Genomic DNA, 15321 nt, shown 5'->3' on the forward strand with positions numbered 1-15321 from the left:
CATGGGAACAGAACTTCAGTACCATCGGCGGGATTTCCACCGTCCCGGCAGGCTGATAGGCTCGGTGCGGCCTGGGAGGAGACAGCGATGCCGGTCAATCTCGACGAGCTGAAGAACGCCACCAATCTGCGTGGCCGCGGCGCGCGCGCCGGCAGCGTCTTTATCGCACCCGTCGATGGCAGGGCGCATGTCTCGGGCGAGCGCAAGGTACCGCTGCTCGACAAGACCATTCCGGCACTTTTCTCCGACACCGCGAGCAAATACGCCACGCAGGATGCCGCCGTTTTCGTCGGCCAGGACAAGCGCTTCACCTGGAGCGAACTGTCGGACACGGTGGATGCGCTGGCCGCCGGCTTCCTGGCGCTCGGTCTCGAAAAGGGCGACCGCGTCGGCATCTGGTCGCCCAACAGATGGGAATGGCTGGTGACGCAGTTCGCCACCGCCCGCATCGGCCTGATCCTGGTCAACATCAACCCGGCCTACCGGCTGACCGAACTCGAATACGCGCTGAACAAGGTCGGCTGCAAGGCGCTGGTGACGGCCGCCAGTTTCAAGACTTCGGACTATCTCGGCATGATCGAGACGCTGGCGCCGGAGATCGCCAAGGCCACGCCGGGCAAGCTCAAGGCAACGAAATTGCCGTCGCTCAGGATCATCATCCGCATGGGCGACGACAATTCGCCAGGCATGTTCAATTTCGCCGACGTGCTGGCCATGGCCGGTCGCGACGAGCATGACAGTCTCGACCGCATTTCAGAGGGACTGAAGCCGAACGATGCGATCAACATCCAGTTCACCTCGGGCACGACGGGTGCGCCCAAGGGCGCGACGCTGACCCATTTGAACATCGTCAACAACGGCAATTTCGTCACCTCGGCGATCAAGCTCACCGTCGACGACCGGCTCTGCATCCCGGTGCCGCTCTATCACTGCTTCGGCATGTCGATGGGCACGATGGGCTGCGTGTCGAAGGGAGCCACCATGGTTTTCCCGGGCGAGGGTTTCGATCCCGGCGCGACGCTGAAGGCCGTGGCGCAGGAGCGCTGCACCGGCCTTTATGGTGTGCCGACCATGTTCGTCGGCATGCTCGATCATGCCGATTTCAGCGCCTTCGATCTCTCCAGCCTGCGCACCGGCATCATGGCCGGCTCGCCATGCCCGATCGAGGTGATGAAGAAGGTGGTGTCGCTGATGCATATGTCCGAGGTGACCATCGCCTACGGCATGACCGAGACCAGCCCGGTCTCCTTCCAGAGCGGCGTTGACGATCCGCTGGAAAAGCGCGTTTCGACGGTTGGGCGCATCCACCCTCATGTCGAGGTCAAGGCCGTCGATTCTGACGGCGCCACCGTTGCCGTCGGCGCGCCGGGCGAATTGTGCACGCGCGGCTATTCCGTCATGAAGGGCTATTGGGACGACGACGAAAAGACCCGCGAGGCGATCGATGGCGACGGCTGGATGCACACCGGCGACCTCGCCACCATCGATGCCGAGGGCTATTGCAACATCGTCGGCAGGGTCAAGGACATGGTCATACGCGGCGGCGAGAATGTCTATCCGCGCGAGGTCGAGGAATTCCTCTATCGCAATCCCAAGGTCAGGGAAGTGCAGGTGTTCGGCATTCCCGACCAAAAGTATGGCGAGGAACTGTGCGCCTGGATCGTGCTCAAGCCCGGCCAGATCGCCACCGAACAGGAGATCAGGAACTTCTGCGCCGGCCAGATCGCCCACTACAAGATCCCGCGCCACATCCGCTTCCGCACCGAATTGCCGATGACGGTGACCGGCAAGCCGCAGAAGTTCCTGATGCGCCAGGCGATGGTCGAGGAATTGGGGCTGGTGACGCAGAAGACGGCGTGAAAGGGGTGGGCGCTTCGATCTGTCGGCGCGTGAATGCAGCCAAGGTTCGCAGAAGCGCACAGGGGCTTGAATGACGGGTCTCGGGCGATCGGCGATTTCCTATGCGATGCCGCTGGCTGCGCTGGCGATGGCTGTCGCGGTCAGAGCCAGCGGACTGTCGGTGGACCAGGGTTCGCTGGACGCCAGGATCCTTGTCGGTGCGCTGTCGTGTGCGATCATGTTCGTCACCATTTTCGTGGTGCTCGACCACGCCGAGGCGGTGGCTCGGCGGGTAGGGGAGCCGTACGGCACGCTGGTGCTGACGTTTGCCGTCACGGCAATCGAAGTGTCGATCATTGTTTCCATGATGCTGCATGGAGAGAACAACCCGACGCTGGCACGGGAGTCCGTCTTCTCCACCGTGATGATCACATCCACCGGTGTTGTCGGCATGTGTCTCGCGCTTGGCGGCTGGCGTCATCGCAAGCAGGCCATCGTGCGGCAAGGGACCAGTGCCTATCTGGCGGTTCTGATCGCGCTGACCGTCATGACGCTTATTCTGCCGACCTACACCCAGACCACGGACCCCGGCACGTTTTCGGCAGTCCAACTTGGTTTCGTCAGCGTCCTTTCAGTGCTGCTCTATGCAAGCTTCGTGTTCGCGCAGACCGTCCGGCACCGGGAAGACTTTACCCAGGGACAACCACACGACGTTTCGGTGCGCGCTGCCCCTCAAGAGAACATCTCTGCCAGCGCTCTGCTGCTGATGGCCGGGCTGATCGGAATTGTCATGCTCGCCGAGCAGGTCGCGGCCAGCGTCGAAGATACGCTCGTTGCCTATCAGGTGACCCAGGCCGACGGCATTGTGGGGGCGATGATCGCGGGGCTGGTGTTGATGCCAGAGGCCATTTCGGCGGTGCGTGCTTCACTCAACAACGAGTTGCAGCGCGGCTTGAATGTGGCGATGGGGTCGGCTTGCGCCACGATCGGCCTGACCATACCAGGAGTCGCAGCCGCCAGCCTGCTGACGGGGAGAGGACTGACCCTGGGGCTGCCGGCCGCCGATGCGGTCCTTTTGGTCCTGGCGCTTTTCATATGCAATGTAAGCTTCAGCACCGAAAGAACGACGTTCCTGACCGGAATGGTCCATCTCGTGGTATTTTTTACTTATGTATTTCTGATATTTATACCGTGAGCGCTTTGGTGCAAGCGAAGCGCCAAGGCTCCGAGATCCTTCGCTATCTCAGATCCCGGATTTCAATTGGTCGATGAAGGCGCGCAGCTTCGGCAGGATCTGGCGCTTGCCGGGATGATAGAGGAAGATGCCCGGCGTCGTTGCCGCGATGGTGTCCAGCACGGGCTCGAGTTTTCCCTGGGCAATCGGTCCCTCGGCGACGGGTCGCGGGATCTGCGCCAGCCCGATCCCACGCATCGCTGCCCCGACCAGGGTAGGGTAGTCATGCGCGATCAGCGGACCTGAGACCATGGCCTCGATCGCTTCATTGCCGTCGACGAAGGACCAGAGCGCGATGGCGCCGTTCGAGCGGCGCAGGCGCAGACAGGCATGGCGGCGCAAATCGTCGACACGTTCGGGGCGGCCATGGCGCGCGAAATAGTCGGGACTGCCGACGACAACGAACGAGAAGGACGGGGTCAGCCGCACCGCGACCATGTCGGTTGCGATGAACTGCCCGAGGCGGATACCGGCATCGAACCCGCCGGTCGCCAGATCGACCATCTCGTCGCTCGCGGCGATCTCCAGTTCGACTTCGGGATAGGCCTGGCAGAACGACGCGATCACCGGCTCCAGGATCAACGGCACGACGGCGCGCGGCACGGACAGGCGCAGCAGGCCGGTCGGCCGCTGGCCGACATCACGCGCGGCCTCGCCGGCCGCGACGATCTCCTCGAAGGCAGGGCCGGCACGGTCGAGGAACCGCTGGCCGGCCTCGGTCAGGCCGACGCTTCGTGTCGTGCGGACAAACAGCGCCGCACCGAGCCGCGCTTCCAGCGCGCGTACCGCCTGGCTCACGGCCGACGGCGTCACGCCGAGATCGGCGGCGGCGCGGCGGAAGTTGCGGCGCCTGGCGACAGCCAGGAACACCTCGACGCCCTCCAGCGCTCCGTGCCGGATTGTGTAGTTCTGCTTCATGGGTTGTTATGATTATAGCGGATAGTCGAACGATGGAAGCAGGTTTAGGTAAGAGCCCGAGACAGGAGCATCTTGCCATGACCGATGAACTTGATGAAGTGCGTGACCACTATCGCGCGACTGGCCTGACCGAGCGGCTGAGGACGGTGCTCGCCGACCTCGGCCCGGAGGATCAGCTTCTCACGCCGCAGCAGCTGGGCGCCCTCGACCAGTTTCACACCCGTGGGCTTGCCGCGACGGCCGAGCTTGCCCAATTGGCTGACATCACTGCCGGCATGTCGGTTCTGGACGTCGGCTCGGGCGTCGGCGGGCCGGCGCGCTTACTGGCTGCGACCTATGGCTGCCGGGTTATCGGCGTGGATCTCAGCGAGCCTTTCGTGGATGCCGCGCGCTATCTGACCGGGCGCACGGGGCAGGGCGGGCAGTTGTCGTTCCAGACCGCCAGTGCCCTGGAGCTTCCGTTCGATGACGGCCGCTTCGATATCGTGCTGCTACAGCATGTGGCAATGAATATCTCCGACCGGGCGCGGCTCTACCGCGAGATTCGACGCGTGCTGAAGTCAGGCGGCAGGTTTGCAACTTTCGATGTCGTGTTGGGCAGCGGCCAGCCGCACTATCCGCTTCCCTGGGCGCGAACGCCGGCGACGAGCTTCGTCCTGACAAGCGACGCGACGCGCGAGGCGATCGAACCGGCCGGCTTCCATATGCTGGCATGGCAAGACGACACGGAGGCCGCCAAGACCTGGTTCGCGCAGTTGCGTGCGTCGGGTCCGCCGCCGTCGCCAAATCTCGGCGTGGTGATGGGACCGGACTTTGCCGAGCTTGCAGCCAATCTGGGGCGAAATCTCATGGAAGGCCGGCTCGGCATCCTGACCGCGGTGTTCGAGGCCGCATCCACCAACAGCTGACAGGAGACCGCAATGTCGACGGAAATCCTTTTCCAGACCCATCTCGTCCTGGGCTATGTCGCATGGCTGCTTTGCTTCGTTGCGTATATCTGGCCCTGGCTGAGCTCGATGGACCGCGTCGCGGCGCAACGCGCGATCGCCACACTGCACAGTTTCCGCTTCTTCGGGCTCGTCTTCATCCTTCCGGGCGTCGTCAGCCCAGATATGCCCGCCAGCTTTGCCACCTTCGCCGCTTATGGCGACTTCGCAACGGGTGTGCTGGCCATGCTGGCACTGCTGACGGTGCGGATACGCCAGCTCTTCTGGCCGTTCGTCGTCGCCTTCAATATTATCGGGATGGTCGACCTCATCGTCGATTATTACCAAGCCATCCAGGCCAACCTCCCGGCCCATGCGGGATTGTTTGGCGCCACCTATGCCATCCCCGTCATCTACGTGCCGCTGCTGATGATCACGCACATCACCGCATTCTATTTTCTGCTGCGCCCGGACCAGAACGCGACACGCGCCATCGCCAACGAGGCGACTGCTTCGTAGATTGTTTGGAGATCGGCCCGGGCGTCCCGCAACCTGCCGCCGCTACGCCCCTTGCTGGCGACGGCCGGTCCGCATTTCGCTCGGTCGCGGCGCCGAACCCGGCTCCTGCACGAGCGGTCCAAGCAGCACCTCTCCGAACAGCGGCTGGTAGCTTCTGCGCACCGCCGGATCCTCCTTGAAGGACAGCGCGTACTGGCCGATCTGGTGGAAATAGGTGATGCGCGCCCTGACCAGGCTTTCATCCTCGGGATAGCCCATGGCGCGGAAGGAGCGGATCAAGAGCGCGATGCGCAGGTCGTCCATGTCCTTGACCTCCTGCGTCAGTTTCTTCGACGTGCGCGACCAGTCGCGTACGGCCAGATCAAGCAGAGGGCTGAACGGCGCTTCGTCCACCCAGACATGCACGATGTCGGTGAAGAACTGCAGGCCGTCTATGTCGTGCATGTCGCGCATCGCCCAGAACGGCGCGCAATTGGTGTTGCGCCATTCCTGCAGCAGGCTGTCGCGAAGGTCGGCCAGGCTGGCGAAGTGGAAGTAGAAGGAGCCGCGCGTCACCTTGAACTGTTGGGCGAGGCGGTCGATCTTGACCTCGCCGATGCCGCGCTTTTCCAGCACCTTGCGCGCCGCCGCGATCCAGGCCTCGCGGCTCAGCGTCTGCCGCGCCGCCTTCGCAGGCGGGGCGGCTTTGGACGGTCTCTTGCCTCTGGCAGGGGTGCTGTCCGCTTTCATCTGATCAAGACCTTCATCGCCATGCCCAACGCCTGCAATCTGTTTGCCGGCTCCGATGCGCTTCGCGACTCTTCGAGTGTCCATCTATCGCGGAACGCCGGGCTCAGGGCAATGCGCTGATCCGCTCCAGCATGAGTTCGAAGAACGGCGCCGGGTCGATGCGCCGCAGCACGTTGCAGTTCTTGCGCCGGCCGGTCACGTGCCACCAGTCGACGACGGTCATGCCGATCGTCTCCGGCGAGACGATGTCGACCGTCACCGCGCACTGGCGCTGCTCATAGATCTGTGGCGCCAGCAGATAGCCGGTGACGCAGGCATCGTGGATGGGGCGCGCCGGCGTTTCGAATTTGTGCGTGCCGTACTGGCGGAAGAAGTCGGCCAGGTTGGCGGCCTCGATCGCGGCGCGGCTGCCGGTGGCGCGCAGGCGGTCGAGCCACTCGGGCGTCATCAGCGCGGTGTAGGTGCAGTCTATGCCCGCCATGGTCACCGGCACGCCGCTGTCGAACACCTTGTGCGCCGCATGCGGGTCGACGAAGATGTTGAACTCGGCCGCGGGTGTGGCGTTGCCGCCCTGGAAGAAGCCACCGCCCATCAGCACGACTTCGCGCAGCCGGGGCACGATCCTCGGCTCCATGGTCATGGCCATGGCGAGATTGGTCATCGGCCCGAGCGTGCAGACGGTCAACTCGCCCTCCGGCGCATCCATGATGGTGCGCACCATGTAGTTGACGGCGTGTTCGTCCTGCAGCGGCGTCACCGGTTCGGGAAGGTCGGCGCCGTCGAGACCGGTTTCGCCATGGACATACTCGGCCGTGATCAGCTTGCGCACCATCGGCGCCGGGCATCCGGCATGGACCGGCACGTCCGCGCGCCCGGCCAGCTCGACGACCTTGAGTGCATTCTTCGACGTCAGGGCCAGCGGCACATTGCCACCGACCGTGGTGATGCCGACCACGTCGAGTTCGGCCGGAGAGCCCAGTGCGAAAAGGATGGCGAACGCGTCGTCCTGGCCCGGATCGGTGTCGATGATGATCTTGCGTGGTGCCATGATGCCGCGACTCTCCTTTTGCGATCGAAAGCCTATTGATGAGGCCGTTCGGATGTGTAGAAATACAGTACTGTATCTTATGTTCAAGACAGGGTGTTCGAAAATGGATGCACAAGAGCGCGGTGATTTTTCCGAAATTCCGATCCTCGACGTTTCGGCGCTCTATGGCGACGACGAAGGCGCGATCCGGGCAACGGCGGCGACGCTGCGCCGCTATCTCGAGACGATCGGCTTCCTCTACGTGACCGGCCATCCCATTCCGCGCGCCGACGTCGAAGCCGTCCGCGAAGCCTCCAAGCGCTTCTTTGCCTTGCCCGAGGAGGAAAAGGCGAAGCTCAAGATCGACAAGAATTTCCGCGGCTTCCTGCCCTTTGCCGGCTCGACCATCGTGACCTCGTCGGTGGCGACCGTCAGCAAGCCGAACCAGAGCGAATCGATCTTCTTCATGCACGAGGTCGGCGCCGACGATCCCAGGGTGCTGGCAGAAAAGCCGCTGCAAGGCCCTAACCAGTGGCCGGACGAGGCCACGGTGGCGGGCTTCAGGCAGACGATCGAGCGCTATGTCGATGAGATGGGCACGCTAGCCCGCAAGATGGTCCGCGCCATCGCGCTCTCGCTCGGACTGCCCTCCGACAGCCTCGATCGCTATTTCGAGCAGCCGACGACCTTCCTGCGGCTGCTGCACTATCCGACCCAGCCTCAGGAAGAAGGGCTCTTCGGTTCGGCGCCGCATACCGACTATGGCTTCATCACCTTGCTGGCTCAGGACAATGTCGGCGGCCTCGAGGTCAAGAACAAGGCGGGCGATTGGGTTCCGGCGCCTCCGGTCCCGGATTCCTTCGTGATGAATGTCGGTGACATCCTTGCACGCTGGTCCAACGACCAGTTTGTCTCGACGCCGCACCGCGTCATCAACCGGTCGGGACGCGAGCGCTATTCGCAACCCTTCTTCTTCGATCCCTCCATGGACGAAACCATCGAGGCGCTGCCGGTCTGCGTGCCGGCCGGCACGCAGCCGAAATACGCACCGGTGCTTTACGGCGATTATCTGATGGAGCGCATCGACAAGAACTACCACTATCGCAAGAAGAAGGCGGCCGAAGCGGCAAGCGCGTAAGCGAATGTCGAGCCCGAGCCGGTCCCAGAACGGAGGCCGGCTCGGGCTTTGCCTGGTGAAGACTGCAAACAAGCAAGAAAGGGGAACAGCAATGAATGCATATCTGCGAGCGGCCAGCCTTGCGCTGGCGATATCCACCATGGCCTGGGGAGGGGTTTCCCGGGCCGCCGAGGTTGCGAAATCCACCGACGTCAAGCAGAGCGGCACGCTCGCTGTCGCCAACACGCTGGACTATGCGCCGTTCGAATATCTCGATGCCGACGGCAAGCAGACCGGCATCATCATCGAACTCGCGGGCGAGGTGGCCAAGCTGGTCGACGCCAAGCTTGATGTTCAGCGCACGCCATTCCCCTCGATGATCCCCGGCCTGGCCGCAGGTCGCTTCAAGATCGCCTGGGAGACGTTCTCGGCCACGCCCGAACGGCTGAAACAGGTCGATTTCGTCATGTTCCTGAAGGCCGGCCTTGCCGTATCGACGTCGCCCGACAAGAAGGCGAGCTTCAGCGGCGACACGCCGCTCTGCGGCAAGCGGATCGGCGTTTCGGCCGGCAGCGCCTCCGACTTCCTAGTCGACAAGCTCGGCAAGGAGTGCACCGACAAGGGCCAGGCGGCCATCGAGAAGTCGGTCTTCAACTCCTCGACCGATATCGTCCAGGCCGTGCTGTCCGACCGTGTCGACGCCCGCATGGACGATGCGACCGCGTCGAGCTTTTTCGAGGTGACGAGCAAGGGCCAGCTGGTGGTGTTGCCGACGCTTTACGAGGTCGCGCCTCTCGGCATGGCGATCGCCAAGGACGACAAGGAAACCGCCGACATGATGGTGGGCGCGCTCGCCGAGCTGTTCAAGAACGGCACTTACAAGGCTATCCTCGACAAATACGGCATGGGCGCTTACGCCATCAAGGAACCCTATTTCGTCGGGACCATGGACGCGCTGCGCGCCGAATAGAAACGACCCGGCGCCTGACCGTCGGTCAGGCGCCGGCCAGCAATCAGGAGACGATTGATGGGCGTGGCCCACCCGACCGAGATCGGCGTCGAGCCGGGCGTTGCCGCTGCCGTGTCACGACTGACCGTCGTGCCGCAGCGCCGTTATGGCATCTGGATCGGCACGGCGTTCGCCTTGCTGCTGGCGTTCCTCATCATTCGCGCCTTCGCCAGCAATCCGGCCTTCGCCTGGAGCACGGCCGCCGGCTATCTCTTCCACCCCTCGATCATGCGCGGCCTTGGCAACACGCTGGTGCTCACCGTCATCATCATGGTGTTGGCGATCGTGGTCGGCACTGTCATCGCCATCATGCGGGTATCGCCAAGTCAGGTGCTGCGCGCCTTCGCGGGCGTCTATGTCTGGTTCTTCCGGGGTGTCCCGGCCCTGATCCAGCTGATCTTCTGGTTCAACCTGTCGCTGCTGGTGCGCGAAATTTCGCTCACTCTGCCTTTCCTGGGCACGCTGTTTTCCGTACGCACCAATGATTTCATGACCCCGTTCTTCTCCGCTGTCGTTGCGCTTTCGCTGTGCGAGGCCGGCTACATGGCCGAGATCATCCGCGCCGGCATCAAGTCCGTGCCGTCGGGCCAGTCGGAAGCGGCGAGCGCGCTCGGCATGCCCTACCGCATGATCCTGAAGCGCATCACCCTGCCGCAAGCCATGCGCTTCGTGCTGCCGCCGACCGGCAACGAAGCGATCAACCTCCTGAAGATGACCTCGCTGGTGACGTTCATCGCCGTTGATGACCTGTTCTATACGGCGCAAAGCATCTATGCCCGTACCTTCGAGACGATCCCGCTCCTGATCGTGGTCGCCTTCTGGTACCTCGCCGTGGTCAGCATGATGTCGGTCGGACAGCATTTCCTGGAGCGCCATTTCGGCCGCAGCGACACGCGCCGGGATCCCCTGACGATGCGCGCCTTGCGCAACTTGATCAGCCTGCGCGGCGTTGCCCGATGAGCGACGTGAAGTCCGAAAATCGCGCCCGCTTCGGCGTCCCGGCTGATTCCATGGTGTTCGCGCGCGGCGTGCGCAAAACCTATGGCCAGCTTGAAGTGCTCAAGGGCGTCGACTTCGACGTCGCCGAGGGAACGGTGGCCTGCATCATCGGTCCGTCGGGATCCGGCAAGAGCACGTTCCTGCGCTGCATAAACCATCTGGAAAAACTCAGCGGCGGCATCCTGTTGGTGGACAGCCAGTTCGTCGGCTACGACCTCCAGGGCGACAAGCTCTACGAGGTCAAGGACGATCTCCTATGTCAGCGCCGGGCCGAGATCGGCATGCTGTTCCAGTCGTTCAACCTGTTCTCGCACATGACGGTGATGGAGAACCTGATCGAGGCGCCGACACAGGTGCGGCGCATCCCCGTCGACCAGGCCAAGGCCGAGGCGGAAGTGCTGCTGCGCCGCGTCGGCCTTGCCGACAAGGTCGACCGCTATCCGCGCGAACTGTCCGGCGGCCAGCAGCAGCGCGTGGCGATCGCGCGTGCCATGGCGATGAAGCCGAAGGTGCTTTTGTTCGACGAGCCGACATCGGCGCTCGACCCCGAACTGGTCGGCGAGGTGCTGCAGGTGATGCGTGATCTGGCCGAGAGCGGCATGACGATGGTCGTCGTCACCCACGAGATCGGCTTTGCCCGCGAGATCGGCGATCAGCTCGTCTTCATGGACGGCGGCGTGATCGTCGAGCGCGGCGCGCCGCGCGAGATGATCGCCAGCCCGAAATCGCCGCGCACCCGCGAGTTCCTGTCCCGGGTTCTGTGACGCCTGGCTTCACGCGGCCAACACCGCCGTGCCGAGACTGCGGATGATCTTGGCGAGTTCGACGCACTCCCCATGCCTTGCATTGTTGCGCCGCCAGGCAAGGCAGATCATGCGTTGCGGCATCGGCTCCTGGAACGGCACGATCTTGAGGTCGGGGATGGTGCCGGCGGGGCCGGCCGCCATTTCGGGGATGAGCGTGACGCCGAGGCCATGCGCCACCATCTGCAACAGCGTGGTCAGGCTGGTGGCGCCGTAGCTTGCCATCGCCACCGGACGCACATTGCCGCAGACCGCCAGCGCCTGTTCGCGCAGGCAATGCCCTTCCTCCAGCAGCATCAGCCGCTCCAGTGCCGGGCTTTCAGGCGGAACCGGCGGCGAGGCGAAGGCCGGATCGCCAGCTGGCACGGCGAGGAAAAACCGGTCGGGAAACAGTGCCTCGGTGGTCAGGCCAGGATGATCGAGCGGAAGTGCCGCGATGAAAGCGTCGAGCTTGCGCGATGCGGTGTCCTCGACCAGGGAGGTTGTGACGGCCTCGCGCAATTCGAGCAGCAAGGCCGGAAAATGCTTCTTCAGTTCGGGCAGGGCGCGCGGCAGAAGATAGGGCGCGACAGTCGGGATGATGCCCAACCGGAAGCGCCCCTCCATGGCCGTGCGGCCGCGCCGGGCTGTCGTTTCGACGTCGCGTATGTCGGCCAGGATGCGTTCGATACGCGGCAAAAGGGCGGCCGCCTCGTCGGTCATTCGGACCGACTTGCCGCCGCGCTCGAACAGCCGGCAGTTCAGCCGTTGCTCCATCTCCGCGATCTGAGAGGACAGCGCCGGCTGGCTGACACCGGCGAGTTTTGCCGCCCGTCCGAAATGCAGCGTCTGCGCCAGCGCGTCGAAATAGTGCATCTGTCGGACAGTCAAGCCTATCATAAGAAAAGCCTATCGAAATGAACAGGAAAGGCAATTTGTTTTTATCAGCAATGCGGCCTAGTCTGGAATCGTTCCAGATTGGTGCGGTCGCTGGCCGGCCCCAAGATCTTGGCAAAAATCAACCTCGGCAAAGTCAAACCTCGGCAAAATCGGAGCAGTAAGATGGACGCGAAAACCGACGACAACAGCGCGGGCAAATGCCCTGTGGCGCATGGATCCGCCGGCCGGACCAACCGTGACTGGTGGCCGAACCAGCTGAATGTCCAGATCCTGCATCAGCAATCGTCTCTGTCCGACCCGATGGGCGAGGCGTTCGACTATGCCGAGGAATTCAAGAGCCTCGACCTCGACGCTGTCATCAAGGATCTGCATGCGTTGATGACGGATTCGCAGGAATGGTGGCCGGCCGACTTCGGCCATTACGGGCCGCTGTTCATCCGCATGGCGTGGCACAGCGCCGGCACCTACCGCATCGCCGACGGCCGCGGCGGCGCCGGAGCCGGCCAGCAGCGTTTCGCGCCGCTGAACAGCTGGCCGGATAACGTCAACCTCGACAAGGCCCGCCGGCTCCTGTGGCCGATCAAGCAGAAATATGGCCGCAAGATCTCCTGGGCCGACCTTCTGATCCTGACCGGCAACGTCGCGCTGGAATCGATGGGCTTCAAGACCTTTGGCTTTGCCGGCGGCCGCGCCGATGTGTGGGAGCCCGAGCAGGACGTCTACTGGGGCCCCGAAGGCAAGTGGCTGGCAGACGAGCGCTACAGCGGCGACCGTGACCTGCAGAACCCGCTCGGTGCCGTGCAGATGGGCCTGATCTACGTCAACCCGGAAGGGCCGAACGGCAAGCCCGATCCGCTGGCTTCGGCGCGCGATATCAGGGACACCTTCGCCCGCATGGCGATGAACGACGAGGAAACCGTCGCGCTCATCGCCGGTGGCCACACATTCGGCAAGACCCATGGCGCTGGCGATGCGGCACTTGTCGGCGTCGAGCCGGAAGGTGCCGACATCGAGCAGCAGGGTCTTGGCTGGGCGAGCAAATTCGGCACCGGCAAGGGCGGTGACGCCATCGGCAGCGGTCTGGAAGTCATCTGGACGACGACGCCGACCAAATGGAGCAACAACTTCTTCGACAATCTGTTCGGCTTCGAATGGGAGCTGACCAAGAGCCCGGCCGGCGCGCATCAGTGGACGCCGAAGGGTGGCGCGGGCGCCGGCACGGTGCCGGACGCGCACAATTCGGCCAAGCGCCACGCGCCCTCCATGCTGACCACCGACCTCGCTTTGCGCTTCGATCCGTCTTACGAGACGATCTCGCGGCGCTTCCACGAGAACCCGGATCAGTTCGCCGACGCATTCGCCCGCGCCTGGTACAAGCTGACCCACCGCGACATGGGCCCGGTCGCGCGCTATCTCGGCCCGCTCGTCCCCAAGGAAGAGCTGCCCTGGCAGGACATCATCCCAGCGGTCGATCATGTGCTGATCGATGAGCAGGATGCCGAAGCGCTCAAGGCCAGGATCCTGGCCTCCGGCCTGTCGGTGTCGCAGCTGGTCTCGGCGGCGTGGGCTTCGGCCTCGACCTTCCGTGGTTCCGACAAGCGCGGCGGCGCCAATGGCGCGCGCATCCGCCTCAGCCCGCAGAAGGACTGGGCCGTCAACCAGCCTGCCGAGCTCGCCAAGGTGCTCGACAAACTCGGAGCGGTCGCCAAGGACTTCAACGCCGCACAGACCGGCGGCAAGAAGGTCTCGCTTGCCGACCTGATCGTTCTCGGCGGCAACGCGGCAATCGAGAAAGCCGCGAAGGCCGCCGGCCACAATGTGGACGTTCCCTTCTGGCCGGGCCGCATGGACGCCTCGCAGGAGCAGACCGACATCCACTCTTTCGCGCCGCTGGAACCGACCGTTGACGGTTTCCGCAATTATGTCAGCGGCAAGCAGCGGCTGACCGTCGAGGAGGCGCTGGTCGACCGTGCGCAGTTGCTGACGCTGACGGCGCCGGAATTGACCGTCCTCGTCGGTGGACTGCGCGTTCTCGGCGCCAATGCCGGGCAGTCCAAGCATGGTGTCTTCACCAAACAGCCGGAAACGCTGAGCAACGACTTCTTCGTCAACCTGCTCGACATGGGCACGGAGTGGAAGGCGACGTCCGATGCCAAGGACGTGTTCGAAGGCCGCGACCGCAAGACCGGTGAAGTCAAGTGGACCGGCACCCGTGCCGACCTCATCTTCGGCTCACACTCGCAGCTGCGCGCTCTTGCCGAAGTCTATGCGACCGCGGACGCCAAGGCGAAGTTCGCGAAAGACTTCGTCGTGGCATGGACCAAGGTGATGAACGCCGACCGCTTCGACATCGCCGGCTGATCCGGAAAGAGTTCTATCCAACAAAAAAGGCGCGGGCCATGGCCCGCGCCTTTTGCATTCAGGCTCTTGAGATCAATCCTTCTCGAAGACGCGCGCCTTGGCGACGACGCCGGCGATGGCGCCGCCGATCAGCGGGGCGACGATGAACAGCCAGAGCTGGCTGAGCGCGGCACCGCCGGTGAACAGCGCCGGGCCGATGGAGCGGGCCGGATTGACCGAGGTGCCGGTGACCGGGATCATGGCGAAGTGGATGCCGGCCAGCGTCAGGCCGATGACCAGGCCGGCAAACGCCGTCGAGTGCTTTTCAGCCGTAACGCCCAGGATCACCGTGACGAAGGTGAAGGTGCCGATCAGCTCCCACAGGAAGGCCGAGCTCATGCCCCATTTCGCCACGTCCCAGCCATTGGCGCCAAAGTTGGTGATGGGTTCGCTGGTCTTGCCGGAAACGATGATCCACAGTGCCAGCGAAGCCAGGATGGCGCCGATGACCTGCGCGATCCAGTAGGGGATGACGTCCTTGGCCGGCAGCCGGCCGGCGAGGAAGACGCCGAGCGTCACCGCCGGATTGAGATGCGCGCCCGAAATCGGGCCGATCGCGTAGGCAGCGGCGATCAGGCCGATGCCGAATGCCAGACCGATGCCTTCCTGGCCGAGCGGCAGCGCGCCGCCGAAGCCGCCCGTCACCACCGATGCCGTACCGATGAACACCAACAGAAATGTGCCTAGAACTTCCGCCAAATAAGTCTTCATTGCCCTCTCCTCGTAGCGATCCGCCGGTCCGCGTTTTCCACGCCGCGAATCATGGTGTGAAGAGTATTACCAACCGAAAAACTTGGAAAGCAGAGCGGTTGCCCCACAGGTCGTGCTTGCAGTCGGCAGTTACGAACATTAGACACCTTGCATTTATTGATCGATCTGCTGTTGCCGGTCCGCGAGATTTATTGATCGGACGGATTTCAGG

The 15321-nt window shown here is 63.6% G+C and carries 14 protein-coding genes; 9 read left to right on the plus strand and 5 right to left on the minus strand.

The features are described from left to right. Positions 1 to 87: 87 nt before the first annotated feature. Positions 88 to 1860, plus strand: coding sequence for an AMP-binding protein (locus tag FJ977_RS25545; RefSeq protein ID WP_140774938.1), 1773 nt, complete (start codon positions 88 to 90; stop codon positions 1858 to 1860). 70 nt (positions 1861 to 1930) lie between these two features. After that, complete coding sequence (locus tag FJ977_RS25550) at positions 1931 to 3034, plus strand: calcium:proton antiporter (protein ID WP_140774939.1); 1104 nt, start codon at positions 1931 to 1933, stop codon at positions 3032 to 3034. Positions 3035 to 3082: 48 nt separating this feature from the next. Here FJ977_RS25550 and FJ977_RS25555 read toward each other — a convergent pair whose 3' ends face one another. Continuing rightward, on the minus strand, positions 3083 to 3991 hold the full coding sequence (locus tag FJ977_RS25555; protein ID WP_140774940.1) for a LysR family transcriptional regulator: 909 nt from the start codon (positions 3989 to 3991) through the stop codon (positions 3083 to 3085). Between the two features lie 77 nt (positions 3992 to 4068). Between FJ977_RS25555 and FJ977_RS25560 the strand changes: the two genes are divergently transcribed. Next, positions 4069 to 4899, plus strand: a complete 831-nt coding sequence (locus tag FJ977_RS25560) for a class I SAM-dependent methyltransferase (RefSeq protein WP_140774941.1) — start codon at positions 4069 to 4071, stop codon at positions 4897 to 4899. A gap of 12 nt (positions 4900 to 4911) precedes the next feature. Continuing rightward, positions 4912 to 5436 carry a hypothetical protein gene (locus FJ977_RS25565; protein WP_140774942.1) on the plus strand — a complete coding sequence of 175 codons (525 nt, stop codon included), beginning with the start codon at positions 4912 to 4914 and terminating at the stop codon, positions 5434 to 5436. Positions 5437 to 5478: 42 nt separating this feature from the next. On the opposite strand, the gene FJ977_RS25570 is transcribed toward FJ977_RS25565, so the two are convergent. Next, positions 5479 to 6165 carry a TetR/AcrR family transcriptional regulator gene (locus tag FJ977_RS25570; protein WP_140774943.1) on the minus strand — a complete coding sequence of 229 codons (687 nt, stop codon included), beginning with the start codon at positions 6163 to 6165 and terminating at the stop codon, positions 5479 to 5481. A 103-nt stretch (positions 6166 to 6268) separates the two neighbouring features. Then, positions 6269 to 7213, minus strand: coding sequence for a nucleoside hydrolase (locus tag FJ977_RS25575; protein ID WP_140774944.1), 945 nt, complete (start codon positions 7211 to 7213; stop codon positions 6269 to 6271). Positions 7214 to 7316: 103 nt separating this feature from the next. Between FJ977_RS25575 and FJ977_RS25580 the strand changes: the two genes are divergently transcribed. The 4 genes from FJ977_RS25580 to FJ977_RS25595 all read left to right on the plus strand — a co-directional run bounded on the left by FJ977_RS25580 (position 7317) and on the right by FJ977_RS25595 (position 11081). Continuing rightward, complete coding sequence (locus FJ977_RS25580; protein ID WP_140774945.1) at positions 7317 to 8330, plus strand: 2OG-Fe(II) oxygenase family protein; 1014 nt, start codon at positions 7317 to 7319, stop codon at positions 8328 to 8330. Between the two features lie 91 nt (positions 8331 to 8421). Continuing rightward, positions 8422 to 9279 carry an ABC transporter substrate-binding protein gene (locus FJ977_RS25585; protein ID WP_140774946.1) on the plus strand — a complete coding sequence of 286 codons (858 nt, stop codon included), beginning with the start codon at positions 8422 to 8424 and terminating at the stop codon, positions 9277 to 9279. Positions 9280 to 9336: 57 nt separating this feature from the next. Further along, positions 9337 to 10278 carry an amino acid ABC transporter permease gene (locus FJ977_RS25590; RefSeq protein ID WP_140774947.1) on the plus strand — a complete coding sequence of 314 codons (942 nt, stop codon included), beginning with the start codon at positions 9337 to 9339 and terminating at the stop codon, positions 10276 to 10278. Continuing rightward, positions 10275 to 11081 (plus strand): amino acid ABC transporter ATP-binding protein, encoded by an 807-nt coding sequence (locus FJ977_RS25595; RefSeq protein WP_140774948.1) that lies wholly within the window; start codon positions 10275 to 10277, stop codon positions 11079 to 11081. Before FJ977_RS25590 ends, FJ977_RS25595 begins: the two co-directional genes overlap by 4 nt. Before the next feature lie 9 nt (positions 11082 to 11090). Here the strand turns inward: FJ977_RS25595 and FJ977_RS25600 are convergent, their stop codons facing one another. After that, on the minus strand, positions 11091 to 11999 hold the full coding sequence (locus tag FJ977_RS25600) for a hydrogen peroxide-inducible genes activator (RefSeq protein WP_140774949.1): 909 nt from the start codon (positions 11997 to 11999) through the stop codon (positions 11091 to 11093). Positions 12000 to 12161: 162 nt separating this feature from the next. Here FJ977_RS25600 and katG point away from each other — a divergent pair, with 162 nt between their 5' ends. Continuing rightward, entirely contained in the window at positions 12162 to 14360 is a 2199-nt protein-coding gene (gene katG / locus FJ977_RS25605; protein WP_140774950.1) for a catalase/peroxidase HPI, read from the plus strand. 72 nt (positions 14361 to 14432) lie between these two features. Here the strand turns inward: katG and FJ977_RS25610 are convergent, their stop codons facing one another. Further along, entirely contained in the window at positions 14433 to 15110 is a 678-nt protein-coding gene (locus FJ977_RS25610; RefSeq protein ID WP_140774951.1) for an MIP family channel protein, read from the minus strand. Positions 15111 to 15321 lie beyond the last annotated feature (211 nt).

This window comes from Mesorhizobium sp. B2-1-3A (assembly GCF_006442655.1).
In the GTDB taxonomy this organism is placed as follows: Bacteria; Pseudomonadota; Alphaproteobacteria; order Rhizobiales; family Rhizobiaceae; genus Mesorhizobium.